28 protein-coding genes are annotated in these 25,706 nt (G+C 42.7%); 17 read left to right on the top strand and 11 right to left on the bottom strand.

The window, feature by feature from the left end; all coding sequences use genetic code 11:
* Positions 1-135: 135 nt before the first annotated feature.
* From ABDD94_RS03700 to ABDD94_RS03660, 9 genes are all read left to right on the top strand, one after another.
* On the top strand, positions 136-1,014 hold the full coding sequence (locus tag ABDD94_RS03700) for a beta-1,6-N-acetylglucosaminyltransferase (protein WP_345954738.1): 879 nt from the start codon (positions 136-138) through the stop codon (positions 1,012-1,014).
* Positions 998-1,372, top strand: a complete 375-nt coding sequence (locus ABDD94_RS03695; protein WP_345949063.1) for an FdtA/QdtA family cupin domain-containing protein — start codon at positions 998-1,000, stop codon at positions 1,370-1,372. The genes ABDD94_RS03700 and ABDD94_RS03695 overlap by 17 nt, the downstream gene beginning before the upstream one ends.
* Entirely contained in the window at positions 1,369-2,454 is a 1,086-nt protein-coding gene (locus tag ABDD94_RS03690) for a DegT/DnrJ/EryC1/StrS family aminotransferase (RefSeq protein WP_345954737.1), read from the top strand. Before ABDD94_RS03695 ends, ABDD94_RS03690 begins: the two co-directional genes overlap by 4 nt.
* A 146-nt stretch (positions 2,455-2,600) precedes the next feature.
* On the top strand, positions 2,601-3,341 hold the full coding sequence (locus ABDD94_RS03685; protein WP_345954736.1) for a TolC family protein: 741 nt from the start codon (positions 2,601-2,603) through the stop codon (positions 3,339-3,341).
* On the top strand, positions 3,341-5,509 hold the full coding sequence (locus ABDD94_RS03680) for a Wzz/FepE/Etk N-terminal domain-containing protein (protein ID WP_345954735.1): 2,169 nt from the start codon (positions 3,341-3,343) through the stop codon (positions 5,507-5,509). Before ABDD94_RS03685 ends, ABDD94_RS03680 begins: the two co-directional genes overlap by 1 nt.
* A gap of 25 nt (positions 5,510-5,534) precedes the next feature.
* Positions 5,535-6,707 carry a glycosyltransferase gene (locus ABDD94_RS03675; protein WP_345954734.1) on the top strand — a complete coding sequence of 391 codons (1,173 nt, stop codon included), beginning with the start codon at positions 5,535-5,537 and terminating at the stop codon, positions 6,705-6,707.
* A gap of 3 nt (positions 6,708-6,710) precedes the next feature.
* Positions 6,711-6,860 carry a hypothetical protein gene (locus ABDD94_RS03670; RefSeq protein WP_345949068.1) on the top strand — a complete coding sequence of 50 codons (150 nt, stop codon included), beginning with the start codon at positions 6,711-6,713 and terminating at the stop codon, positions 6,858-6,860.
* Positions 6,861-8,387 (top strand): O-antigen ligase family protein, encoded by a 1,527-nt coding sequence (locus tag ABDD94_RS03665; protein WP_345954733.1) that lies wholly within the window; start codon positions 6,861-6,863, stop codon positions 8,385-8,387.
* Between the two features lie 5 nt (positions 8,388-8,392).
* The gene (locus ABDD94_RS03660) at positions 8,393-9,613 is read left to right on the top strand and encodes a glycosyltransferase (RefSeq protein WP_345954732.1); all 1,221 of its coding nucleotides are present in this window, start codon (positions 8,393-8,395) and stop codon (positions 9,611-9,613) included.
* Here the strand turns inward: ABDD94_RS03660 and ABDD94_RS03655 are convergent.
* Both ABDD94_RS03655 and ABDD94_RS03650 read right to left on the bottom strand, forming a co-directional pair.
* The gene (locus tag ABDD94_RS03655; protein ID WP_345954731.1) at positions 9,585-10,346 is read right to left on the bottom strand and encodes a glycosyltransferase; all 762 of its coding nucleotides are present in this window, start codon (positions 10,344-10,346) and stop codon (positions 9,585-9,587) included. The genes ABDD94_RS03660 and ABDD94_RS03655 overlap by 29 nt on opposite strands.
* Positions 10,347-10,477: 131 nt before the next feature.
* A complete protein-coding gene (locus ABDD94_RS03650; protein WP_345954730.1) occupies positions 10,478-11,269 on the bottom strand; it encodes a glycosyltransferase in 792 nt (263 codons plus the stop codon).
* Between the two features lie 76 nt (positions 11,270-11,345).
* On the opposite strand from ABDD94_RS03650, the gene ABDD94_RS03645 reads away from it, so the two are divergent.
* Both ABDD94_RS03645 and ABDD94_RS03640 read left to right on the top strand, forming a co-directional pair.
* Positions 11,346-12,695, top strand: coding sequence for an oligosaccharide flippase family protein (locus ABDD94_RS03645; protein ID WP_345954729.1), 1,350 nt, complete (start codon positions 11,346-11,348; stop codon positions 12,693-12,695).
* Between the two features lie 63 nt (positions 12,696-12,758).
* On the top strand, positions 12,759-13,625 hold the full coding sequence (locus tag ABDD94_RS03640; RefSeq protein WP_345954728.1) for a beta-1,6-N-acetylglucosaminyltransferase: 867 nt from the start codon (positions 12,759-12,761) through the stop codon (positions 13,623-13,625).
* On the opposite strand, the gene ABDD94_RS03635 is transcribed toward ABDD94_RS03640, so the two are convergent.
* The 4 genes from ABDD94_RS03635 to ABDD94_RS03620 are packed head-to-tail and all read right to left on the bottom strand — an operon-like array spanning position 13,617 to position 16,162.
* Complete coding sequence (locus ABDD94_RS03635; RefSeq protein ID WP_345954727.1) at positions 13,617-14,126, bottom strand: hypothetical protein; 510 nt, start codon at positions 14,124-14,126, stop codon at positions 13,617-13,619. The two genes, ABDD94_RS03640 and ABDD94_RS03635, sit on opposite strands and share 9 nt — an antisense overlap.
* A gap of 9 nt (positions 14,127-14,135) precedes the next feature.
* Positions 14,136-14,474: an STAS domain-containing protein gene (locus tag ABDD94_RS03630; protein WP_345954726.1), complete on the bottom strand. Its 339-nt coding sequence runs from the start codon at positions 14,472-14,474 to the stop codon at positions 14,136-14,138.
* Complete coding sequence (locus ABDD94_RS03625; protein WP_345954725.1) at positions 14,467-15,612, bottom strand: fused response regulator/phosphatase; 1,146 nt, start codon at positions 15,610-15,612, stop codon at positions 14,467-14,469. The genes ABDD94_RS03630 and ABDD94_RS03625 overlap by 8 nt, the downstream gene beginning before the upstream one ends.
* A gap of 1 nt (position 15,613) precedes the next feature.
* A complete protein-coding gene (locus ABDD94_RS03620) occupies positions 15,614-16,162 on the bottom strand; it encodes a hypothetical protein (protein ID WP_345949078.1) in 549 nt (182 codons plus the stop codon).
* Between the two features lie 56 nt (positions 16,163-16,218).
* On the opposite strand from ABDD94_RS03620, the gene ABDD94_RS03615 reads away from it, so the two are divergent.
* The 3 genes from ABDD94_RS03615 to ABDD94_RS03605 all read left to right on the top strand — a co-directional run bounded on the left by ABDD94_RS03615 (position 16,219) and on the right by ABDD94_RS03605 (position 18,993).
* The gene (locus ABDD94_RS03615) at positions 16,219-17,136 is read left to right on the top strand and encodes a glycosyltransferase family 2 protein (protein ID WP_345954724.1); all 918 of its coding nucleotides are present in this window, start codon (positions 16,219-16,221) and stop codon (positions 17,134-17,136) included.
* A gap of 3 nt (positions 17,137-17,139) precedes the next feature.
* A complete protein-coding gene (locus tag ABDD94_RS03610) occupies positions 17,140-18,309 on the top strand; it encodes a glycosyltransferase family 2 protein (RefSeq protein WP_345954723.1) in 1,170 nt (389 codons plus the stop codon).
* Positions 18,310-18,378: 69 nt separating this feature from the next.
* Complete coding sequence (locus ABDD94_RS03605) at positions 18,379-18,993, top strand: acyltransferase (protein ID WP_345949081.1); 615 nt, start codon at positions 18,379-18,381, stop codon at positions 18,991-18,993.
* 199 nt (positions 18,994-19,192) lie between these two features.
* Here ABDD94_RS03605 and ABDD94_RS03600 read toward each other — a convergent pair whose 3' ends face one another.
* The 3 genes from ABDD94_RS03600 to ABDD94_RS03590 form a co-directional block, all read right to left on the bottom strand.
* Positions 19,193-20,296 carry a sugar transferase gene (locus ABDD94_RS03600; RefSeq protein WP_345954722.1) on the bottom strand — a complete coding sequence of 368 codons (1,104 nt, stop codon included), beginning with the start codon at positions 20,294-20,296 and terminating at the stop codon, positions 19,193-19,195.
* A 104-nt stretch (positions 20,297-20,400) separates the two neighbouring features.
* A complete protein-coding gene (locus tag ABDD94_RS03595) occupies positions 20,401-20,811 on the bottom strand; it encodes a response regulator transcription factor (RefSeq protein WP_345949083.1) in 411 nt (136 codons plus the stop codon).
* A gap of 124 nt (positions 20,812-20,935) precedes the next feature.
* Complete coding sequence (locus tag ABDD94_RS03590; RefSeq protein WP_345954721.1) at positions 20,936-21,733, bottom strand: glycosyltransferase family 2 protein; 798 nt, start codon at positions 21,731-21,733, stop codon at positions 20,936-20,938.
* 262 nt (positions 21,734-21,995) lie between these two features.
* On the opposite strand from ABDD94_RS03590, the gene surE reads away from it, so the two are divergent.
* Positions 21,996-22,763, top strand: coding sequence for a 5'/3'-nucleotidase SurE (gene surE / locus ABDD94_RS03585; RefSeq protein ID WP_345954720.1), 768 nt, complete (start codon positions 21,996-21,998; stop codon positions 22,761-22,763).
* A 56-nt stretch (positions 22,764-22,819) separates the two neighbouring features.
* On the opposite strand, the gene ABDD94_RS03580 is transcribed toward surE, so the two are convergent.
* Positions 22,820-23,455 carry a hypothetical protein gene (locus ABDD94_RS03580; RefSeq protein ID WP_345954719.1) on the bottom strand — a complete coding sequence of 212 codons (636 nt, stop codon included), beginning with the start codon at positions 23,453-23,455 and terminating at the stop codon, positions 22,820-22,822.
* A 192-nt stretch (positions 23,456-23,647) separates the two neighbouring features.
* Entirely contained in the window at positions 23,648-24,211 is a 564-nt protein-coding gene (locus ABDD94_RS03575) for a hypothetical protein (RefSeq protein ID WP_345949087.1), read from the bottom strand.
* 73 nt (positions 24,212-24,284) lie between these two features.
* Between ABDD94_RS03575 and ABDD94_RS03570 the strand changes: the two genes are divergently transcribed.
* Both ABDD94_RS03570 and lpxB read left to right on the top strand, forming a co-directional pair.
* Positions 24,285-24,551: a hypothetical protein gene (locus tag ABDD94_RS03570; RefSeq protein ID WP_345954718.1), complete on the top strand. Its 267-nt coding sequence runs from the start codon at positions 24,285-24,287 to the stop codon at positions 24,549-24,551.
* The gene (lpxB, locus tag ABDD94_RS03565; RefSeq protein WP_345954717.1) at positions 24,548-25,660 is read left to right on the top strand and encodes a lipid-A-disaccharide synthase; all 1,113 of its coding nucleotides are present in this window, start codon (positions 24,548-24,550) and stop codon (positions 25,658-25,660) included. The genes ABDD94_RS03570 and lpxB overlap by 4 nt, the downstream gene beginning before the upstream one ends.
* Positions 25,661-25,706 lie beyond the last annotated feature (46 nt).

Here is a 25,706-nt window from a genome sequence, read left to right as displayed (position 1 = left end):
CTCCTTACGTATATATCCACACACATTGCCTATTAAGCAACCGGCATTAATCTGCAGACTATTAAATATGGCACGGTATTGTCTTAAAACACCCATATTTGACCGTTGCTTTAACTTGTAGCCGAAACCGCATTCATGAAAATAGCGCATTTAATACTTACCTATACCAACCCACAGTTAACAGAGAGGCTCATCAAAGCGATCACTCATCCGCAGTTTGATTTTTATATACATGTAGATAAAAAGTACAGTATTGAGCCGTATTTGTATTTGCAGCAATACCCTAATGTTTATTTTATAAAAGACCGCGAGGACGTGCGGTGGGCTGGCTACAATACTATTAAGGCAACCTTTAAGTGTATTAGAGAAATAGTGGCCTCTGGTACTCAATATGAGTATATTAACTTTATGAGCGGGCAAGACTATCCACTTAAATCTGCGGAGGACATGCTCAGTTTTTTTGAGCAAAACAAAGGCAAACAGTTTATTGAGTACCAAAGTATAGACCGGGAGTGGATTGAGGCACAGCCGCGCATCACCAAATACCATTTCACCAACTTTACTTTTAAAGGCCGGCACCGTATTGAGTGGCTGGTTAACCTTTTTACACCTAAACGTAAAATGCCGCAAAACTTAGACCCTTATGGCAAGGCTATGTTTTGGATGCTAAACCCGAAACGGGCTATGCATGTGGTGAATTTTGTGGAATCCAATCCCCAATTGGAGCGTTTTTTCCTCTTTACCTGGGGAAGTGACGAATTTGTTTTCCAAACTATTTTAATGAATTCGCCGTACAAAGACGAACTCGTCAATAACGACTACCGGTACATTGACTGGTCGGCCGGAGGGGCGCATCCCAAGGTGCTGGATATGGGCGATTTTTTAAAAGCGACCCAAACCGGTGATTTATTTGCGCGCAAAGTGAACGCAGAGAAAAGCAGCGAACTTTTAGATGCATTTGACAAGCACATTAAATTAACACCATCTACCAGCACCTATGGCTTACCTGATTAATATCCCTACTTTTAGCGATGAGCGCGGCAACCTTACCGTGCTGGATGAAGCCATTCCGTTTCCCATAAAAAGGTTATTTTATATATACGGGGTAGATAACTCTGCCCGCGGTGGTCACAGGCATCATAAAACCGTACAGGCTGCTATTTGCATACAGGGCAGCTGCACCATTATAAACCATGATGGCAAAACGTTGGAGCATATTGAACTGGACGCACCTAGAAAGTGCCTGATTCTGGAAACACAGGACTGGCACATTATGACTAATTTTAGCCCCGATGCTATACTGCTGGTACTGGCCTCCACCTCGTTTGATGCAAGCGACTACATTTTCGACCCTTATCCTGAAACGGCATGATAGCGTATGAAAACCTGCTGGAACTGAACAAACCTTTTACAGCGCGTTTTAAGCAACAGTTTAATGAATTTTTAAACTCGGGCTGGTACATCTTAGGCAAATCGGTAAGCAATTTTGAACAGCAGTTTGCAGAATGGAATACATCCTCTTATTGTGTGGGCCTGGCTAATGGGCTGGATGCACTTACCCTGGCGCTTAAAGCTTACAATTTCGAGCCAGGCAGCGAGGTCATAGTGCCGTCAAATACTTATATAGCTACTATCCTCGCTATACTGAACAATAACCTTACACCGGTTTTGGTTGAGCCAAACATCCACACTTATAACATTAACCCGCTATTAATTGAGCAAGCTATTACGCCACGTACCCGGGCTATAATGGTAGTACACCTGTACGGAAAATGTTGTGATATGGACGCCATTATGGCTATCAAAAACAAGCACCAACTCATATTGATAGAAGATTGTGCACAGGCACACGGTGCCACTTATAAAGGCAAAAAAGCAGGCACTTTTGGCGAGTTTGGAGCATTCAGCTTTTATCCTACCAAAAACCTGGGCGCTTTGGGCGACGCCGGCGCGGTTACTACAAACGATGAAAACCTGGGCGGCATTATAAAACAGCTGCGCAATTACGGATCTGATAAGAAATATTACAACGAACGAATAGGCACTAATTCAAGGCTGGATGAATTGCAGGCAGCTTTCCTAAGCGTTAAGTTACAGGCGCTTGATGATATTAACGCACATAAACGCAAGCTTGCCGGACTATACCTTAACCAGCTAAAAAGTGACTACATTTTGCCGGTTGTTGAGGAAGGTTATAAGGATGTTTACCACATTTTCAACATAAGGCATCCGCAGCGCGATAAGCTGAAGGCCTTTTTGTTACAGCAAGGCATTGGTACCGAAATACATTATCCGGTACCGCCGCATAGGCAAAAAGCATTGCAGCCGTTAATGCCGGAACAGAACTTTATTATAGCGGACGAGATACATGCAACTACACTAAGCCTGCCCTGCTCCTACTGCCATACTGAGGATCAAATTAATGCTGTAATTGAAAAGCTCAATGCGTTTTAAAACTTTAACAACCTCACTTTAAGCACCTTTTAAATTATTTTTGATTAAAATAAACCGACTTAACTATATTGACGTATAAAGGTATTTTAAGTACTTTAACCCATTTTAAGGCTAACCATAATACCTTGCCAGCACACAAGAATTTGATGAACAGATTACTTACCCTTGTTATTATTTTAGCTTTTACTTCTTTTGCCGCTCCGGTTAGCTTAATGGCCCAAAATTCGTTGGTAAATGAAATATCAGAACCCTACCTTGAAAAGCTGATTAACACCGCCAAAGCCAACTATCCGCACTTAAAATCATTAGATAACCGTATAACCGTTGCACAAACGAATGTGAGCCGTTCCAAGCTCTCCTACCTCGATGCATTAACATTTTCATACGTTTATCAGCCCAATACTACCTTCAATTTAAATACATTGGCGCCTACAACTACCACTGGCGGCACAACGGGCACAGCAAATACCAACAACCAAACCAGCTTATTTAAGGGTACGCAATTTGGCTTGTTTTTTAACTTAGGCTCCTATCTGCAAAAGCCCTATGCGGTTAAGCAAGCCAAGCAGGAATTGGCCATTGCCAATAACGACATACAAGAATACCTGATAACCTTAAGTACCCAGGTAAAAAAACGCTACTATCAATATATACAACGGGTGGCTGCATTGAAGCTGCAGTCGCAGGCATCTATTGATGCCGAGAATGTAATGAAGGACGTTAAATACAAATTTGAGAAAGGCGAAGAAACACTTGATACTTACAACAAAGCCCGCCTTGCGCTTACGCAACAAAATCAAAGCAAAATTACTGCTGAAGCTGATCTGTTTATGGCAAAGGCCGACCTTGAGGAACTGCTGGGCGAAAAATTAGAAAATATTAAATAATGGATTTAAGTAGTTTCCTAAAGGTATTACTCCGTCATAAACTTACACTGGTTTTAGTACCGTTAGTAACGGTAATCATTACCTACTTTTTGGTTCGTAACCAGCCCGATACCTATTTATCCAGCGGACAAATTGCTACCGGTATTGTAGACCAGACACAAAAAAGCATTAACACAGCGGCCGCTGTGCTGCAAGACCAGCAGGTGAGCCAGGAGTTCAGCAACCTGATAGCCATGATACGCTCCAAAAAGATGCTGGATCAGGTGGGTTACCAGCTCATGATTCATGAATTGTCTTCGTCAACGCCTTTTCGTAAACCCAGCAAGTTATTTCTAACACTCAATGCATCGGCAAAAGCACATGCCATAGCTGTTTACAAAAAATTTTATAACCTGCGGCAGCCGCTATCGCTATTTGACCCCGACCAGCGCGGGTTGCATGATCTGATGGCCTCCATGCGGTATGACGACCAGTCGTTACTTAACAAACTAACCGTTTACCGCGATGGCAACAGTGATTTTTTGTTTGTACAATTTGAGTCAGAAGATCCCAACATGTCGGCACTGGTGGTTAATAATTTATGCCAGGAGTTTATTGCTTACTATACGTTGCTGGTAAAGGAAAATCAGCGCAAAGCCGTAAACTTTTACAGTGATCTACTTCAGGCTAAAGGAGATACTTTACAACGGAGGTTAGACCGCTTAAAAGATTATAAAATTAAGAATCGGGTATTGAACCTGAGCGAGCAGGCCAAATCTTTGTACGGACAAATATCTGATTTTGAGACCCGGCGTGAGCAGTCTGAAAAAGATGCGATTGCCTACAAAGCGGCTATCAATGAGATTGATAACCAGTTTGACCCTGCCGATCGCCGTTACCTGGAAAGCTCAATGGTGCGCATTAACCAGCAGTTGATGAGGACACGTACCCAACTGGAGACCGTTAACAATGAGTATGTACAAAGTGGTTTTAAACCCGAATACCAAGAACGTATTGACTCGCTAACCAGGTTAATGAGCAGCCAGATCAGCCGGGCGTCAGACAAGTACATTGTTAACCCTATGGTAAACAAGCAAAGCCTCATTGCGCAAAAGCTAACCATGCAAATCCAGTATGATCTGGCCAAAAGCAGCGCTGGTTCAATTGAGCGCGAACTGATAAGGTTAAACAACCGCCTTACCCGACTGGTACCGCATGAAGCAGTAGTACAGTCTGACGAAAGCGCCATACAAATTGCACGTGATGAGTACATGGACGTACTCGAAAAATACAATCAAACCAGTTTAGAGTCTAACTTTTCGGTCAATTTAAGGCAAATTGAAACCGCCATGCCGGGTGCAGCACAGCCATCAAAAAAAATGCTGCTGGTTATTATTAGTGGGGTTATCAGTGTGCTGTTTTGTGTGCTGATATTGTTTGTGTTGTTTTACCTGGATAACTCCGTAAAAAATCCGCGCGAACTGGCCAACATCACCAAAACACCTGTACTGGGTTACCTGCACAAACTTAGCGGATCTACGTTCGACCTGCGCCAGATATGGAACGATACTCAGAGTAATGATGAACACCGGAGGTTTAAAAACCTGTTGCAATCAATTCGTTTTGAGATTGATAATGAACTGAAAGGCAATAAGGTGTTGCTGGTGAACAGCATTGCGCAAGATGAGGGTAAAACCTTTTTAGCCCTAAACCTTGCTTATGCCTATGCGCTGGTAAACAAAAGAGTATTGTTGATTGACGGCGACTTTACCCGACCTGATATTACAGCAGCCGTGAAAGCCAAAACGTTTATAGAAGACTACCTAACTGGCAATTTGCCCATTAATGAATTGGCATCTACCTCAAAAATTAGTACCTTGGGCAACAAAGGCAATGATATTTCGCTGTTACAAATTGCTTCTTCCGCTATAATTGGAGAAAAGCTATCTTTATTAAAATCAAATTTCGATATTATCATCATCGAAGCTTCGGCACTAAACACGCTCAACAAATCAAAAGAGTGGATTAGCGTGGCCGATAAAGTAGTTACCATTTTAAAAGCCGGTCAAACTTTAAAGGAGCATAAAAAACTGCACATAAACTATTTACAAAGCCTGCCTAACCAATTTATAGGCTGGGTGTTAAATGAAGTAGATAAAGGACAGGTACCTGCCGAACAGCAAGCCTAACATTTAACTCGTTAAAACTACTTACATGGCCGTAATAAATACGTTATGGATAATATTTCAGGTACTGATTGGGTATAACTTGGTGTTGCCAATAGTACTGTACCTTTTCTATAGCCTTAAAAGAAAGCCTCAGGTGTTGCTCTCATCCCCTGCCGAGGCAGACTACGCCATTATTGTAACCGCTTATGAGTGGGTAACTGCCATACCCGACGTGGTGGCTTCTTTACTAAAACTTAATTACAGCAATTATTTAATTTATGTTGTGGCCGATAAGTGCGATATCAGCACACTTCATTTTGAAGATGAGCGTGTAGTTATACTGCGCCCCGAAGAAACACTGGCGGGCAACGTTCGCTCCCACTTCTATGCCATTAACCGCTTTAAACGCCAACACGACAGGTTAACCATTATTGATAGCGACAACCTGGTAGAGCCCGAATATTTAAACGAACTGAACAAAATGTTTAACCAGGGCTTTGAGGCGGTACAGGGTGTACGAGAGGCCAAAAACCTCGACACTACCTACGCCTGCCTGGATGCAGCCCGCGATATATATTATCATTTTTATGATGGTAAGATTTTGTTTCAGGTAGGTTCATCGGCTACACTGGCCGGATCGGGCATGGCATTTACCACACAGCTTTACCGCGAAAGCCTTGAAAATCGCGATGTAAGCGGTGCCGGATTTGACAAGGTACTGCAGGCCGCCATACTAAGCCGAAACAAGCGCATTGCATTTACCGGAAAAGCCATTGTTTGGGATGAAAAGACCACCCACTCGGACCAGTTAGTTAAGCAGCGCGCCCGCTGGATAAACACTTGGTTTAAATACTTTGGTTACGGCTTTACGTTACTGTTAAAGTCGGTTAAAAACTTTAGTTTAAATCAGTTCATATTTGGGTTGATACTGTTGAGGCCACCGCTATTTATATTTTTGATACTGGCTTTGTTTTGCATGTTCATCAACATTTTTATTAGTTGGGCAGCTGTAGCTGTGTGGATGTTGGGCTTTTTGCTATTTGTATTGGGCTTTTACACTGCTCTGGCTAAATCTGATACGGATAAGCGCGTATGGCAATCGCTGATTAATATCCCTAAATTTATTTATTTTCAGATACTCTCATTGTTAAAGGCCCGTAAGGCAAACCAATACTCTGTTGCTACCCGCGGTAGTCAGAGCACAACAGATAATATCTAAGCCATGAGGATAAATCCAACCGATAAAGCGCTAAGAGATAATAAAGTTGATCCGGCCCTTCAGGGCAAGATTGACCAGATAACCCGTATTGTAGCTTTAGCGGTGGCTTTTTTGAGTACCTTTTTTTTCTTTATCAAAATTTTGTTTTTGTAGGTGACGGATTTTCAGGCAACCATAAAAGGCAGCAAAACGGGCGGCAGTATCAGGCAGCGGCTGGCTAAGCTGTTCCTGGTACAAAAGCTTAATAACCCTACAGGTATCGTTATATTACTGGCAGCTGCGGCTATCATAGCCTTGGGTACCGCCAAAATGGGGCTGCCCTTTGGCATTCTATTGCTTATAGCCTTTGGTGTACTGCCTTTGCTGCATGCCATCGTCAACTTTCCCAAATTCGGTATTATTCTGCAGCTTATTATGGCTTACTTCCTGTTCGTACTCATACGCATAGGGGTGCCGGGGCCGGTAGGCACTTTGATGGATGGTATTCAGGCTTTGCTGTTACTGGGCTTAATTATCCGCGTAAAAGAAGATAATCACAACTGGGTTTATTTTAAAAGCCCTATTACTACGGTACTATTAATATGGCTGGGCTATAACATACTGGAGTTTGGTAATCCTTTCGCCGAATCGCGCCTGGCCTGGGTATATACCATACGTACTGTAGCTATTGTACTGCTGGGCTATTTTGTTCATTTATACAGCATACGCTCGGTTAACTATGTACGCCTGCTGTTAAAGCTCTGGCTGTTAATGAGCTTAATAGGCGCTTTGTATGCTTATAAACAGGAGTATATTGGCTTCTCGGCAGCCGAAGACGCCTATCTGCATTCTGATCCGGCTATTGCCTCGCTACTGTTTATTGCCGGTCATTGGCGCAAGTTCTCTACTTTTTCTGATCCGGTTGCGTTCTCTTATAATATGGTTATGCCTACCATACTATGCATTTGTATTATAGCAGGCAAGTTTAAACTTTGGAAAAAAGTGGTACTAGCCATATGTTCAGCATTGTTTATGTCGGCTATGTTATTTTCGGGCACACGAGGAGCTAACGTGCTTTTACCGGCGGCGTTGCTGCTATTTGCCATCTTAAATTACAGCCAGCGTGTACTTATTTTTACTTGCGTGGCAGCTATATTTTTGCTGGTACTTATTAACATACCTACCGGTAACCCTAATATTCAACGCTTTCAAACGGCATTCAGGCCTAATAACGACGACTCGTATAACCTGCGTAAGCAAAACCAAAAACGCATACAGCCTTACATACTTACCCACCCAATGGGCGGTGGGTTAGGCGCCACGGGCGACTGGGGTAAAAAGTTTGCACCGGGTTCGTTCCTGGCCAGCTTTCCGCCCGATAGTGGTTACATCCGCGTGGCAGTTGAGGAGGGCTGGATCGGCTTGTTCTTGTTTTGTTTAATGATGTTTACCATCCTGAAGCGGGGCATTAACAACTACTACCAGATGCAGGACCCTGAGCTAAAAACTTACTGCCTGGCCATGACACTGATTGTGTTTGCGTATAATATTGCTAACTTTCCGCAGGAAGCATTGGTGCAATACCCATCAAACGTGTTCTTTTACCTGGAGGTAGCTTTAATAGAGGTAACCTACCGGTTAGACCTGGCTAAACAAAAAGAAGAGCTACAGATACAATCTTTTAGTACATCATCCGTATAAACCATATGAGCAGCGGCGATCTAATAAAAAACAAGGATATTATTATTGTAGGACAGCAACCCTGGGATGTAGAGATAGGCAGCAATTGCAAAAATATAGCTCTTGAGCTAAGCAAGCATAACCGGGTGTTGTATGTTAACTCGCCGCTCGATCGTATATCGCTGCTAAGGCATAAAGATTCACCCAATATTAAGAAACGACTGGAAGTAATTGACGGCAAAGTTAACGGTTTAATACGCCTGCAGGAAAACCTGTGGAACTATTACCCTGATGAGATTATTGAATCGGTAAACTGGATTAAAAACAACACCATTTACACGTTTTTAAATAAGCTGAATAATAAACGCTTTGCCCGCAGTATTAAAAAGGCCATTAAGCAACTTGGTTTTAAGGACTATGTATTGTTTAACGATAATGACATGTTCAGAAGCTTTTACCTGAAGGAAATGCTGCAACCTGCATTAAGCATTTACTACTCGCGCGATTTTATGCTGGCTGTTGATTACTGGAAATTACACGGCACTACCATGGAGCCCGAACTGATAGCTAAAAGCGACCTTTGTGTAGCTAATTCTACTTACTTAGCTAATTACTGCAAGCAATACAACCCCAACTCCTTTTACGTAGGCCAGGGCTGTGATCTGGATACTTTCACGGGGTACAATCAGCAAAAGCAATCACCGTTGGATATCACTTATATTCCTAAGCCCATCATCGGTTATGTTGGCGCGCTGCAAAGCATCAGGCTTGATATAGACATTATAAAGCATATGGCTAAACAACGCCCGGGATGGAACATTGTACTGGTAGGCCCGGAGGATGGCGAGTTTCAGCAGAGCGATTTGCACCGCATGCCAAATGTTCATTTTTTGGGTGCCAAAAGCCCGGAGTTATTACCGGCTTACATCAGTGCGTTTGATGTATGCATCAATCCGCAGATTGTTAACCAAGTAACTATTGGCAATTACCCACGTAAAATTGACGAATATTTAGCTATGGGCAAGCCTACTGTTGCTACCCGCACCGAAGCTATGAGCACCTTTGCCGAGCATGTTTACCTGGGCGATAACAAGGAAGATTATGTACGCCTTATTGACCAGGCCCTGGCCGAAAACAGTGAAACGTTACAACGCGAACGTGTGCGTTTTGCCGCCACCCATACCTGGACCAACAACGTAGCTGAGATTTACAGTGCTATTAAAAAAGTACTTCCCACGTATGCTTAACGTTGCGATACAAAGCCCTTGCTAACACAATTAACGGGTTATTGCTCTGGCGCAGATCACTGCGCGTCATTGTGCTGGGCTCGTCTGATGAGTTAACCTGATCGAACAATTTTTGATAATCCTCATAAAATACGGCCTTGCCCTTCTTTTTAATAAAAGAAAGATTCATCAAAAATTCGGTCCGGTCGCCTTTTAACCCTTCGGCGTAGCGGCCAAACTTTTCAAAAAATGTACTGCGGCGCAAGTGCGGATGATCGCTGTAAACATGAAATTTTTTGTAACCAGGGTACCATATCTTAAACACCATTTCGGAGAAACCAAATTTATAAGGTTTGAGATACGGATATTTAAAGTAGGCGTAAAAGCGGGCTATATCCACATCGGGCCGCTCTTCCATAATGGTCAAGGCATTACTTAAATGAACTGCATAACCTGCAAAGGGGTCAAAGTCTTCCTGAACGTATAGCGTATAAGCTGTTTTTACTGCGTCCTGCCCCTTGTTGATATTGTTACCCAATCCGTTATTTTGGGGGGCTGAAACAAGTCTGAAATTATAGTTTGCCGCCAGTTCTTTTAAACGCACAACCTGCTCCGACTTGCTCCCATCATCCGATACCACAATGTCTCCAAATATAATTTCTTGTTTTTGGAATGCCTGTAAAAGCCGCTCTAATGACTGGCTGCGATTATAATGCGTAACTAAAAGGGTAACGGATGGAAATTGGGTTGGCATGAAATTTTACTTTCTATATTCTTTAATTGAAAAATGTCCTTTTCGAACGGCAGGCAAAAATTTATATACGTGCTGGGTTAAAACGGCAAAGTGCAACCTTGCGGCTCCCACAAAAACACCTTGGGTACTCTTTACTTTCTATACAACACATCATAAGTCCAGCGCATGAGTTTAAACTGCAGGTATACATAACGCAAAGCCAGTGCCAGCGGATTCTTGCTTTCGCGCCAGCCCGCCCGGTTCATGGTACTCGGCTCATCACTTGAGTTCTTCTGGTAAAACAAGTCGTTATAGTTTTCAAAAAAAATTCCTCTGCCCTTATGCTGTATAAATGATTTGGCCATGCGGTACTCCGTTATATCGCCTTTAACACCTTCTGCATATCGCCCAAATTTTTGAAAGAAAGAGGTGCGCCGCAAATGCGGGTGATCGCTGTACATGTAAAATTTAATGTGGTTATTAGCCCACAGCTGGGGCTTAAAAACCATTTCGGCGAAACCCTTGCCATAGGCTTTGGTATAAGGGTAACTGAAGTAGGCATAAAAACGGGCAATATCAAGCCCGGCATCTGCCTGCATAAAGTTATTTGCATCTTTAAGGTGCTGCAAAAATTGTGGCTTGGGCTCAAAGTCCTCTTGTACGTAGAGCGTGTAAGGTGTAGAAACGGCGTCCTGCCCCTTGTTGATGTTATTGCCCAATCCCCTATTTTGAGGCGTAGTAACCAAGTTGTAACCGTATACACTTTGCAGCTCCTGTAATTTTTTTTGATGCTCCGGCTTACTACCGTCATCAGACACTATAATACCGCCAAAGCTCATCTGCTGGTCGTTAAAAGTCTTTAGCAGGCGCTCCAGCGATTGACTGCGGTTATAATGTGTAATTAATAAGGTAACTTCTGGAAAGTGATTTACGTTAACATCCATAAATTGAGCTAATATGCTATATGTTTCTGAATTTACAGGCATTCAGTTTGCATAGCTTGGTGTTATTGTACGAGATATGTGGCTAAAAGTTATCACCCTGGTTAAAAACAAACACTTCCTTTCGCTGGCTGGCAACGTCATTATGTCGGGTTTGGGGTTGGTTACCATGGTGCTGATATATCATGCCTTATCTGTGAACGATGCCGGTATCTGGGTGTTCTTTCAATCCATTTTAATTCTGGTAGATACCTTTCGGTCGGGCTTTATTACTACGGCCTTCATTAAATTTTACGCCGGTGCCGATACCAAACGCATGGCCGAAGTAGCCGGCTCGGCCTGGTGGCTGGGCCTCATCATTACAGCACTGCTACTGTTCATAAATATTCCCGCATTTTTAGTAACACCCTATATACATGATGAGAGTATTTTGATGTTTTGCCGGTGGTTTGGTTTGAACTATATCTTTTCGCTACCGTGGTTTATGGCTACCTGCGTGTTGCAGGGCGAGCAACGTTTCGACCGGCTTTTATACGTGAGGCTGGTTAACCAGGCTTCATTTCTGTTAGGGGTGTTGTTGCTGTTTATTTTAGGCAAGGTAAACGTAATAGCCGTATTGTACATATACCTGGGGGCCAACCTGCTTACCAGTATTTATGCACTTGCAATGGGATGGACGCGCATTAGCTCCCTTACGCAACGCAGCCAGCAGGGCATAAAGGATATGTTTCACTTTGGTAAGTTTAGTGTGGGGACTACCTTAATATCCAATCTCTTCCGCACATCTGATACCTTTGTCATCAACTTTATTCTTAACAAGCAGGCGGTAGCCATTTATAACCTGGGCCAAACGCTAATGCAACTGGTTGAGATTCCGCTGCGAAGTTTTGCCGCCACCGGTATGCCCGAACTATCTGCCGCTTACAACCAGAACAACCGGTTTTCGGTCATAAGCATTATGAAGCGCTATACCGGAACACTGAGCATTGTATTGATACCGGCTGTGATACTGGGCTGCCTTTTTGCCGATTTACCTATTTACCTTATAGGTGGCAACAAATATGCAGGCACGGATGCAGCAAACGTATTCCGCCTGTTTTTAACATTTGCCTTACTATACCCGGCCGACCGCTTTTTTGCACTCACGCTGGATGTAATACACCATCCAAAAGTGAACTTTTATAAAGTACTGGTAATGCTCGTAGCTAATATAGTTTTTGACTGGGCAGGCGTGTACCTGCTGGGCAGTATTTACGGCATAGCCATAGCAACCGTATTCCCGGTACTGATTGGAACGCTGATAGGCTATCGTGCTTTGTGCAGGTATTATCCGTTTACCATTGGCAGTATATATGCAACCGGTTACCGGCAGGTTAAGTATTGGATTAGTAAAAGCTTAAACAAAAGCACCGCTGTAAACCTGTTTTAGGCAACTTACATAATAACATAGCAAGTGTATATAGGAAACACAAACTCCACATTGAATAAAGGCATGAGAATAGCGCATTTGATATTGGCTCACAACAACCCCAACCAGTTGGAACTGCTCATCAGGCGATTGACTTATGCCGATGATGTGGTGTATGTACATTTGGATAAAAAGACACCATTGGCACCCTTCGGCTATTTAAGAACGCTAAAAAACGTATTTTTTGTAGACAAAAGAGTGAGTGTAAAATGGGGTGCCAGCAGCATGGTAGATGCCACTATTAATGGTTTTACTGAAATACTGGCAACCGGTACAAAGTACGATTTTATAAACCTGCTCAGTGGTTGTGACTACCCCCTGCAAAGACCCGAATATATTCATGATTATTTGAGTCAGCATAAAGGTAAAACCTTTATGAGCTTTAGAGCCATAAGTAATGACTGGCAGGAAGCCATTCCCCGTATTGAGCTGTATCACTTGAATAATTATAAATTTCCCGGAGTTTTTATAGCGCAAAGACTTTTAAATCAGCTTTTGCCTAAGCGGAGTATGCCCAACGCATTGATACCGGTAGGGCAATCGCAATGGTTCACAGCATCAGGTGATGCGGTGGCTTATATATTAAATTTTTGGAAACAGAACCCACAATTAAGGCGCTTTATAGGCTTAACCTGGGGGCCGGATGAATTTGTATTTCAAACCATCCTTTATAACTCGCCTTTTTATGAGCGGCTGGTGAACAATAATCTACGGTATATTGATTGGTCGGCCGGAGGCGCAAGCCCGAAAACACTTACTATTGCCGACCAAAGCAAGCTTTTAGCATCAAACAACTTATACGCACGCAAATTTGACCTGGATAAGCATGGTGATATAATGCAGCTTATTGATCAAAAGCTGGGTAACGACAGCAGGGTGGCTTCAGCCTAGATTAAGCTTTACGGTAAAAATATTGGCTGGTTGCCGGTAACTATAAGTAAATTCGCTGGCGGCCTTTGTAATAATGAGCAAGCCCATATGTTCACTTAGCGTGTTAATGTAGAGGTCGGTATTATCAACTTCAGTATTATAAAATTCTACTTTTTCATTTTTAAAAACGGCATACAGGCTGTGTATACTGTCATAACTAATCAGCAACGGTTCATTGGGCTTTGAAGCAATTGCGGTAAAGTAGGACAATGGTTGGCCATTGTCGGTTTTTGTAATAATAAGATGCTCTTTATGAACTTCCAGGCTAAAGACCGACTTACTTGTTCCCGAATGTTTGACAGCGTTGTTGAGCAATTCACCCAGTATAAATTTAACTTTGAACAACAAACTGCTGTCGTGGTGGCACTCCACCAATTGCGTTACCAGGTGATCGAGCACCAGGTGCGAGAAAGCACTTATACCTTCGGCCCGGTTATCAAAATCAAAGTGTTGCTCGTTCATTTGTTTGCCCTATCCAATCGCCTGTACAGCATCCTGTTCGCCAGCGTATATTTTAAACACTTTATCCAGCCTGATTAGTTTTAGCAGATCGCTGATGTCCTGCTGCGGGCTTAACAATACCACATCGCACTGCATAGGCATTGCATGTTTTAAGGCAGCTACCAGGGCACCCAAAAATGAGCTGTCCACATAGGTCACTTTTGCCATATCAAGCCAAATACTGCGTTTTTTTGTATTGAGAAGGCTGATCAACTCGCTTTTAAACTGTTCGGCATGGCTTAAGTTTGCCTCCGTTAAGTTAACCTCAACTAATAAATATTTAGCTTCTTCTTTAAGAACATTAAGCATGTGGTAAGTTTTTGCAGATGTATATAATACTACAATCATCAACCCATTTGGATGATTGCTTTTGTAAACTTTCTTTAAATTCGGTGAAGGTAACTCCACCATCCAGCTGTTGTTTTAAATGGCCAGCAAATTGTTGATAATCGCTCTTCTTTGCGCCGTCTGCAACAAAGTCGGTCAGTCCGTCGGTAAACAAAAAAAGCTGGTCGCCTTCGGCCAGTGTTATCGGTTGCCCGGTGTAATTCCCGTCGGGCAGCATGCCAAGTAACAACCCTGTCGATTCTATGGGTCTGATTTCCTGTGTTAAGCTATGGTAATGCAGTAGCGGTAAATCGCCTGCTCCAGTATAACTTAACTGGCCGGTTTGCTTATCCAAGCATATTAACGATAAACTGCAAAGTATATCGCGCAGGCCCTCGTCATGATAAATTACCTCGTTTATTTTTTGCAGCATAGCAGCGCCCGAGTATTGGTTATCTGATACACCAAAGCGGATCGCTGCACGTATATAGCTCAAATAGGTGAAGGTGTAAAACCAAGCCTTCCACTTTTTGCCCATAATATCCCCCAGTATGATGAACAGGTAGCGGTCATCGGCCTCAATAAAGTCTATAAAGTCGCCGCCGGGTATGTCCTGAAAGTCCTGGTGCCATAGGTCAATATCAAAGCCGTTAATTTTAGGCAGCTTTTGTGGTACTGCCTTAATATTGAGTGCAGCTACTGTTTTCCTGATTTCCAGTTCAGACAGTTGCCTTTGCATATTCACCGTGTGCAATAGGTTGTTTATCTTGGCTATAATAACATCAACAGGCGTATCCTTTATAACATAATCAATAGCGCGCAAATCGAGCCCGCTGTACATAATCTGCTGATCGTCAAACGCGGTAAGAAACACAAAGGGAATATCCTTTAAATGGGCATCATCAAGCAGGTGTTGCCTGAACTCCAACCCGTTCATTTCGGGCATTTCATAGTCAGACAGGATAATATCCGGAACCTGGGCTTTTAGCATGCTTAACGCCTCGGGTGCCGAATTTGCCGTATGGCAGGTGAAACCTGCCCGGGTAAACGCCTGAGCAAGCAGTTTAAGGAACAGCGGGTTATCATCAACCAATAAAATACTTTGGGATGCGCTGGTCATATTATTTATCGGTGCTTAATTGTTTGTATACTGATTTTACCAACAAATAACTGCCGGTAAGTATAATGAGCAAAGATATAACATCCATTAAAGTTACCCCATCCTGCGGATTGAAATAAAAGATGGTGAACATTTCGAAATAAGGCGGTGCCGGCATAATGATCATAGCAAAGCCCAGCATTATGAGTACAAGACTAATAAGGATGAGAAAAAAACGCGAGACACGCTCGCCACGTAGATATTTTTTAGACATGTTGCTGTCAACCTGATGGCTGGCCAGCAGTACGCTAAACTCGTCGAGCAAGTCGGCACGGTTAGCAGTGTCATGCACATCTATTTGCTTAAATGCATCGAGCTGGTCGCGGTAAGATCCGGCATCATCAAGCGCTTGGTTTACCCGCGTCCTGATTTGCTTTACCTTTTCGCTGTCAATCTCGCTTTCAGCCAGCAAGTTTACCAGCTCTTCCAGCTTGTCATCAATAGCGGTTTGCTTATTGGTAACCTGCTGCAACTGCGCCACTTCTTTTTTTATATCTTCGTGCTTACTCAAATCAAAGTAATAAATTCATCACAAACTTTTATGGCCCTAAACCGTAAACTTATACAATGAAATTAGTTTCTATCATTACGGTTAATTACAATCAAAGTTTCATTACCGAGCAATTGCTGGCTTCCATAGCCGCCACAAATGCTTACCAGGCTATTGAACTGATTGTTGTTGACAACGCCAGTAAAGATAACCCGGTGCCAGCCTGGCAAACACGCTACCCCGATATAACCTTTATACGGTCTGAAACTAATTTGGGTTTTGCCGGCGGCAACAACCTGGGCATTAAAGCCGCTAAAGGCGATTATTTATTTTTGGTGAACAATGATACCGAGTTTACGCCCGGTTTAACACAGGCCCTGGTAAATATATTAGATACCCAACCGCAAGTGGGCATGGTATCGCCTAAGATAAGGTACTTTGACCAGCCCGACACCCTTCAGTATGCCGGCTTTACCCCCATGAATTATTACACCATGCGCAACAAATGCATAGGCCAGTTTGAGGTAGATAAAGGGCAGTATGATCACAACACGGGCCCTACTGGTTATATACACGGCGCGGCCATGATGATTAGGCAAGAAGCCATTGCTAAAGGCGGGTTAATGGCCGAAAACTTTTTTCTGTATTACGAAGAAATGGATTGGAATGACCATATTAAACGTGCAGGGTACGAGATATGGCTCGAGCCAAGAGCGCTTATTTACCACAAAGAGTCGGTTTCGGTAGGTAAGATAAGTGGACTTAAAGAATATTTTATGAACCGCAACCGCATGCTCTTCATCAGGCGCAATGCACCTTCGGTTTTAGCGGTTATCATTTTTTATATTTACTTTATACTGGTGGTTACACCACGTAACATAATCAACTACCTTCGGAAAGGCTATAAAGGCTTTACCGGCTTGTTAATCAAAGCCATTTGGTGGAATTTAACGCACAGTAAAAACAGTACCAATTTAGGTTACAGGCTTAATTAATTTATGGAAATACTATTTTGGCTTAGCCTGTTTATTGTTTTTTATGCCTTTGCAGGTTATGGGATATTACTTTTTATAATTATTAAAATTAAGCGCAAGCTACGCGGCACCCCGGTGATACCGGTGGTTGATATGGCTAATATGCCAACCTGCAGCCTGGTTATTGCAGCTTATAATGAAGAAGGCTTTATTGCCGAAAAGATAAAAAACACGCTCGAACTCGATTACCCGGCCGGTAAACTGAACTTTGTCTTTATTACCGATGGTTCCAGCGACCGTACACCCGAAATGGTGGCTGAATATCCGCAGATCAGATTAATGCACTCGCCTGATCGGCGCGGTAAAATAGCGGCTGTACACCGTGCTATGGAAACAATTACCAGCGAGGTAGTGGTATTTACTGATGCCAATACCTATCTCAACCCTGATGCCCTGCTCAAAATTTGCCGCCACTATGCGGATGCCCGCGTAGGTGCTGTTGCCGGCGAAAAGCGTATAATGGTAGATGCAACTGCCGATGCTACCGCCGGTGAAGGATTTTACTGGAAATATGAATCGAAGTTGAAAGCCTGGGATGCCGAACTACACTCGGTAGTTGGGGCAGCGGGCGAATTGTTTAGTATACGCACCGCCTTGTACAGACCGGTATCGCCTAATGCCATTTTAGATGACTTTATGATATCGCTGTTGGTAGCCGAGGAAGGCTATCGGGTACTTTATGAACCGGAAGCTTATGCAACCGAAACATCGTCTGCCGATGTTAAGGAAGAATTGAAGCGTAAAATACGTATTGCTGCAGGTGGTATTCAATCTATCATTTGGTTAAAGAGCTTACTCAACCCATTCAACCAGCCATTGTTATCGTTCCAATACATTAGCCACCGCGTATTACGGTGGACGGTGGTACCCTTTTTAATGATACTGGCTTTGCTTCTTAACATTGCCATTGTTGCGGCAGGCGGAGGCTTAGTTTATCAGTTACTTTTATTTGCCCAGGCAGCTTTTTACCTGATGGCCTTGGCAGGGTGGCTGCTGGAGCGCCGCGAGATAAAAGTGAAGATACTATTCATTCCCTACTACTTTTGCATGATGAACTATGCAGTGATACGCGGTATCTTCAGATACATGGCCGGCGGACAAAGTGCAGCCTGGGAAAAATCTAAACGAAAATAAATTACCTTTATACGAAATTTAGCTGCTACAAACAGGAACTTATCCTGCTATATAACGTAAAAACGAGCGATGTCGCTTACAGATCAGATTAAGAACAACCCTTCTTTAAAGAAAATGGTGCACCGTATGCTTATACCTAAGGGTGAGGCAACACCGCGGTTTTGGGTAAAGATATTGGTAAACCCATTTCTGCATAAGCGGGCTCAGGGCTCAAAAATACGCTGGCGCACCCGGTTAGACGTAATGCCTTTCAACCGTTTTGAGCTGGGCAAAAACTCAACCATTGAAGACTTTTGTACTATTAACAACGGTGTAGGCGATGTACTGATTGGCAACAACACCCTGATAGGCATGAGCAATGTGATTATTGGTCCCGTTAACATTGGCGACAATGTAATTATGGCGCAAAATATTGTAGTAAGTGCCTTAAACCACGAGTATCGTGACGTAAACAAACCCATTCACACGCAAGAGATATTAACCGCCCCCATTGTAATTGAAGATGACTGCTGGATTGCAGCTAATGCCGTAATTACCTCAGGCGTAACCGTAGGCAAACACAGCGTAGTGGCTGCCAATGCTGTAGTCACCAAAAGCATCCCCCCATTCTCGGTAGCTGCAGGCAACCCTGCCAAAATCATTAAACAATATGATTTTGAGTTAAAGGACTGGGTACGAGTATAGGTTATTTTGAGTTTTTAAGCGTTCAGCTTCGAACCTTTGTTTACCAAACCCATTACTCTGAACTTATATTAGGAGCTTAAATCTTAGCTTTTACTAATAAAGCAGCGTAGCAATCAGCCGCGCTAACAATAAAAAAGCCACCCTTTTTTTGAGGATGGCTTTTTTTGATACATCTTAATTCCTGATTTTCTATATTTTTCTATACGCTTTCCTTTTGCAGAAGTGCAGGTATGGTCTTGAGTATAAGCTTCACATCGCTGCGCAGGCTATGGTTTTGGGCATAAACGTTATCCAGCATTAAGCGTTCCTCTTCGCTCATATCGCCTTTACCGCGCTTTTCTACCTGCCATAAGCCGGTTATTCCAGCGGGGGCATGAAAGCGAAGGGCGTACTTATCGGTCGTTAACTTTTCTGCTTCGTACAGCGGTAACGGGCGGTTGCCTACAATGCTCATGTCTCCGATAAAAACGTTCCACAATTGCGGCAGCTCATCAATACTGGTGTTACGAATAAAGTTTCCAATACGGGTAATACGCGGATCGTTCTTGATCTTAAAGAAGGCCGACCCGGCACTTGTCTTTTTATTATCTATATACTCACGCTCACACCAGTGCACTTTATCCGCATACATGGGGAACTGACACCTGCCGGCGCTTAAGCAATCGCTGCACAGGTGCGAGGTGTTTTCTATGATCTGCTTGCCTTCGTCACCTTTTTTTGCGGCGGCATCGGTGTCATATTGGTTCAGGTGTTTTAAATCCTTCAGGCGACGGTCGGCATTTACATACATCGACCTGAACTTGTAAAATTTAAATACCTGGTAACCCGTACCAACACGCAATGAGTAATAAAACGCCGGACCTTTCGATTCGAGCTTAATTAGTATATAAACCAACAAAAAGAACGGCGATAACATTAAAAGGGCCAAACCAGAGAAGAACATATCAAACGCTCTTTTACCTGCGGGCACTTTATAAGTAATTTCGGTACGGGTGGCAACATTGTTGCGCAATCCTTTCCAGTGGTCAATCAAAAAATTTACCCTTGTTTCAATATTTTGGTAAGAAACCGGCAACTTGAAAACATCGGCTACACCGGCGTTAAGCGCCAGGCTACGCAGGTTGCTGTTAAAATGATTAACAATTAAAAAGAACGGCACATCGCGCATGTTATTCTTTTTTAAAGTCTCTAACAGTGTAATACCCGATGAAGCTAAAACCTCATCTTGCGAAATAACTGCTGCAATATTTAGCTTACCTTCCTGCCAGGCCGAGAACATCTGCATGCCATTTTTAAAATGCATGAGTTGTCTATCCTGAAAGTTACATTGATTAATTGACATGGTGAGCTCGTCGCTCAAATTAATCAATGCAATAATTTGCCGTTTGTGGGTAAATGTGTCAACACTCATAAGTTCTGCACGCTCTTTCCTATTCTTCTTAAAATCGCTCTAACACGCGCTTCGAGCTCAGCCGGGTTAAAAGGTTTTACAATAAAATCATCTGCGCCTGTATTTAAGCACCTCACCCTTACCTCTGAACTATCCTCACCCGATACGATGATAACGGGTATAGACTTAAAAAAATCGCTGCTGTGTAACTGGGCAATAAAATCAAGTCCGCTCAGGTTGGGTGTATTTAAATCGGATATCACCAAATCGGGGATATTGCCGTTTTGTAAAAACGAAAGTGCTTCTAATGCCGAAGGACAAATTTCTAACTCATAGGCTTTACCTAAGAACTTTCTGAGTATAAGCTGCATATAATTATCATCTTCGATAATTAATATTTTAGTTTGCCCAGTGTCGGAGAATCCCATACGTGTGGATTTGGTAGTGTTTGTTGTGCTTAAAAGGTTGTTAATCGCAGGTATCATACTGTATCATTATATATGTATACCTGATACGTAATTTATACGGTAAAGGTTCTTACAAATAATATTGTCACGAAATAAATACGCGTTTAAAACGTTTTACTGTTGCTTTCCATAAGCCGCCATCTATTTGTATGCGCCTATCTGTTGTCCATACAATAGCCCGGGGTTCATCAACACGAAACATGTCTCCGAAGCCCTTATTTTTCAATTTTAGTGCCAGATAACCATCTTCGTTGGTACCTGGGGGGTGGTTAAAACTGTCCACCTGTAGCCCTTGCTCACGTCTGAAGCCCGAATTAAACCCGTAAACATTTACCGCTTCATTTTTAAAGTGCGTATTATATAAGCGGGTAAAGTCAGAAAAATACTCATAAAAAAAATAAGTAAAACGACTGGTGCTACCCACCGGTATAAACGAAAAGCGGCCGTATGTAATAGCCACCTGTTTACTGCTATCGGCCAATGGTTTTACCATCTCTTCTATCCAATATTTGGGGTAAATGGTGTCGGCATCGGCATTCAGTATATATTTGCCGCTTGCCTTAGCCAGGCCAGCATTACGGGCGGGGGTAATACCCTGCGTTGTTTCGAGTATACAATTTACGCCGCAGGCCTTTACCAGTTCTCCGGTTTTATCCTGCGAGTTATTGTTTACCACTACAATCTCAACCGACCACTTGGTTTCATTGCTACACAACGACGCCAGCGTTTGTACAATAGTGCTTTCCTCATTATAAGCCGGCATAACTACAGATACATCAGGCGTTCCCTTATACAATTTTTGATAAGCCTGCTTCACTTGTAGTGGATCTTGCTTAGTGTAAAAGAAGTTACTGATATACGCAGGTATAGAAACGGGTCTCATAAAAGGGAGCAAATTATAATTTAAAGTTTAATTATTTATGATTTTCACAAAAAATATAACTTTTCAATAAATATTTAATATTAGCATAGTTGTATTGAGCCAAAAAGCATAGCTTTCTGCCACTTATACGGGCCTGAGCAAAAATATTTGCATTAAATGCAAATTAATTTTCCATTAACATATAATCATCTGATTATGTGAACATTAAAAACCAAATTACCTCTTGGTAAAGCATAGAGCTTAAAATAACTAACTTAGCGGTATGAAAAAGTCTAAGCCCACAATTTTGGTGGTTAACGATGATGGCATAACTGCGCCTGGTATTAAAGTTTTGATTGAAACCATGCAAGAGTTGGGCCATGTTGTGGTGGTAGCGCCCGATAGCCCGCAATCGGGCATGGGGCATGCGATTACTATCGGCAAACCATTGCGATTAGATGCAGTAGACCTGTACGAAGGTGTAGAAATGTTTAAATGCTCGGGCACACCGGTTGATTGTGTTAAACTAGCTGTTAACCGGGTATTTAAAGGCACCAAGCCAGATTTGTGCGTTTCGGGTATTAACCATGGTTTAAACAACTCTATAAACGTGCTTTATTCAGGCACCATGTCGGCCGCGGTTGAGGGCGCTATTGAGGGCATTCCATCTGTTGGCTTTTCATTGGATGACTATACACAGCAGGCCGACTTTGGCCCCTGCAGCAAATATGTTAAAAAGATTGCTGAACAGGTTCTGGCAAACAGCCTCCCCGCAGGCACACTACTTAATGTAAACTTTCCGAAAGGAAATGAATTAAAAGGAATTAAAGTTTGCCGGCAGGCACAGGGCAAGTGGGCCGAGGAGTTTGATGAAAGAATGGACCCACACAAACGTCCTTATTATTGGCTTACCGGCGAATTTCAGTTAAATGACCAGGGCGAGGATACGGATGTATGGGCGCTTGAAAACAATTTTGTGTCTGTAGTACCAGTACAGTTTGATATGACCGCACACCACGCCATATCTTATATCAATAGCTGGAAATTATAGCGCTTGATTGCAGGGTGTTAGATTGATACGTATCGAAGTGTAACAGTTTTACTGGCTTATTCTACTTCCTCATAACCAAGCGGTTTTTCTTGACTGCCTTTAATCAGGAAGCTGTTAAACTCCTCACTCAGTTCAACGCAACTTTGCTTTAACATTTGCACAACAACTTTAACACCTTCATCCATTTCGCTATCCTCCAGTATTTCTACCAGGCCCATTATGTTGGCTAGCGGGCGCCTGATTACATGAGACTGCTTGTAAGCCACATCACGAAGCGTTGATGTAAGAAACTTAATATGATCCTGTCGAGATTCGAAATCGGTAATATCGTAACCCATTCCGATAATACCGCTGATGTTACCTTCAAGTGTCAGATTGGCTTTAAAGTCCCATTGGGTAATGGTATAACCTCCTCTGCCGTTCAACTTTCGTAACGTTACCTGGAAACTTTGATGTGGGTGCTGCCGGCACATCATATTTGTTTGGTAAGCCACACCATGATCATCCGGATGTAAAGCTGCAAGGGCCGAACGGGTTCCCGGATTTTTATAATACGCCTGATACTTTTCTAAAAAATACTCGTTAAAATGCGCGTAATTGCCTTCGTCATCAACTAATACGAGGTAATAGGTTTGCGAATCATTCAGTAAGTTAAAAATATGCTCGAAAGTACTGCCGGCCGTTGTTGTCATGGGCTAAAAAGGTTGAAGTATATTAAGGCATTTACAGCAGGTAGCGGAACTTAAACGATATAAAGCAGGTATGGAGGTATGTATAGGCTGCAAACTCACCCTATACTACAAATCTACCAAATCATTGTTTTACTGTTATCTAAATTTGCAACAGCTGCCGCAAAGCACTAAATTTCTGCTGTTAGCCGTTGGTTACTGTACACTATTTAAGGTCAAGTCAATTCCCTGCGGGGCGCCTTCAATTTTACAAATGAGTGGAAAATCAGCGCTGTTGAGTATCCACAACTTTGTTTTACCGTTTTTGGTTACCGCATAAAACGTGTCAGTTTCTTTCCCATCCAAAACGTAAGGAGTTGCACTTTCCGTAACTGTAAAGGTTTGTCCGTTCAGTTCAAAAGCTTTGTTAGTGAGCAAACTGTTAAAAGTATCTTTAGATAAGAAAGCCAGGGTCTCGTTATCCTTTAATTTGGTTACGGCGTCAAAGCCAGGTTCCCGAAGCGCCATTTTGTTGCCGCTCTGTATAGCCTTAGCAGAAATTTCGAACATGCCTGTGCCCAAGCCGGAAATGACCCACTTAATCCTCATAGGGGCATTTAGTTCGCTTATGGTTAAAATTGCAGGCAGGGTTTGCCCCATGGCACGGGCGTTAGCTGTGTAATTCAGCACCGTACCTGCTTTTATTTGCGGTACATATTTTTGTGCGTTAGCTGTTAGGGTTATTGCAGCGCAAGTGAGTATTAATAACAGTTTTTTCATTTTAAATTAATTTCAATTAATTACGTGTTTAAAAATAACATTAAAAATCGCTTACTATTGTACTTTTGATGATATGCTTGGTAAAAATTCTGTTCTAATTGGCTTGCTGCTTGGATTAATATTGCCATTAACGGCATGGCTGCTATTTAGCAAGTTATACCCCAACGTAATTATTCTTAATAAACCAGCTATCCCCTACCTGGTTGCACTCGGCATAAACTTGCTTATCATCCGGCTTTGCTATAAAAAAAATGCCGACGAAACCGGCCGTGGCGTGATGATAGCAACATTTGCCTGTATGTTATTATTTCTGTTCGTTTTTAAAATAAGGTTAACATGAAATACTACCTGGTAGCCGGCGAAGCCTCCGGCGATTTGCATGGTGCTAACCTTATAAAAGCATTAAAGGAACAAGACAAGGAAGCTGACTTTCGCTACTTTGGCGGTGACCTGATGCAGGCACGGGGTGGCACGCTGGTACAGCACTACTCAACCATGGCGTATATGGGCTTTGTAGAGGTAGCAGCCAACCTGCGTACTATATTGCGTAACATGAGGGCTTGCAAACAAGACATTGCCGCATGGCAACCTGATGTAGTTATTTTGATTGATTTTCCTGGCTTTAACTTAAAGATAGCCGATTTTGCTAAATCTGCAGGTTTACGGGTTTGCTTTTATATATCGCCCAAAGTGTGGGCATGGAACCAAAAAAGGGTTTATAAAATCAAAAAGGTGGTAGATCACCTGTTTTGCATCCTACCCTTTGAAGTTGCTTTTTACAAGCAATTTAACATGAAGGTTGATTATGTAGGCAACCCCTTACTGGATGCCGTATCGGCTTTTAAGCCAGACGAGCAGTTTCTTGTAAAAAACAGATTAGAAGCTAAAAAGCTGGTTGCCTTATTACCCGGCAGCCGCAAACAGGAAATAAGCCGGTTACTACCCGTGATGGTAAAAGTTGCGGAGCTATATCCCGACTACCAATTTGTAGTTGCAGGAGCGCCATCTTTTCAGCCCCAATATTATGAGCAATATATGGCTGGCTCAAAGCTCCCCGTATTATTCAATGCCACTTATGATATATTACACCATGCACATGCAGCCATTGTGGCGTCGGGCACGGCAGTGCTCGAAACTGCTTTATTTAATGTACCACAGGTAGCTGTATATAAGGCTAACCCTATTTTGATATGGGCCGGGCGGCAATTTCTAAAAATAAAATTTATTACGCTTGTTAACCTTATAATGGACAAGCTGGTGGTAAAGGAGCTTATTCAGGAACACTGTAATGTAGAAAATCTTAGCCTGGAGGTTGACCGCCTACTGCACAATGGCAGTTATATTGATGAGCAAAAAGCTAATTATGACAAACTGGATGGCTTAATGGGGCAGCCAGGCGCCTCTGCCCAAACAGCCGAACTTATAATTAAATATACCCAAAACAAATAAAGCTCCGGCATATGCGGAGCTCTATCTTTTTCATAGGTGATGTTGT

The organism is Mucilaginibacter sp. PAMB04168 (assembly GCF_039634365.2).
Classification (GTDB): domain Bacteria; phylum Bacteroidota; class Bacteroidia; order Sphingobacteriales; family Sphingobacteriaceae; genus Mucilaginibacter.
Note: the sequence above shows the minus strand (reverse complement) of the source record. Positions and strands in the feature narration are given on the sequence as shown.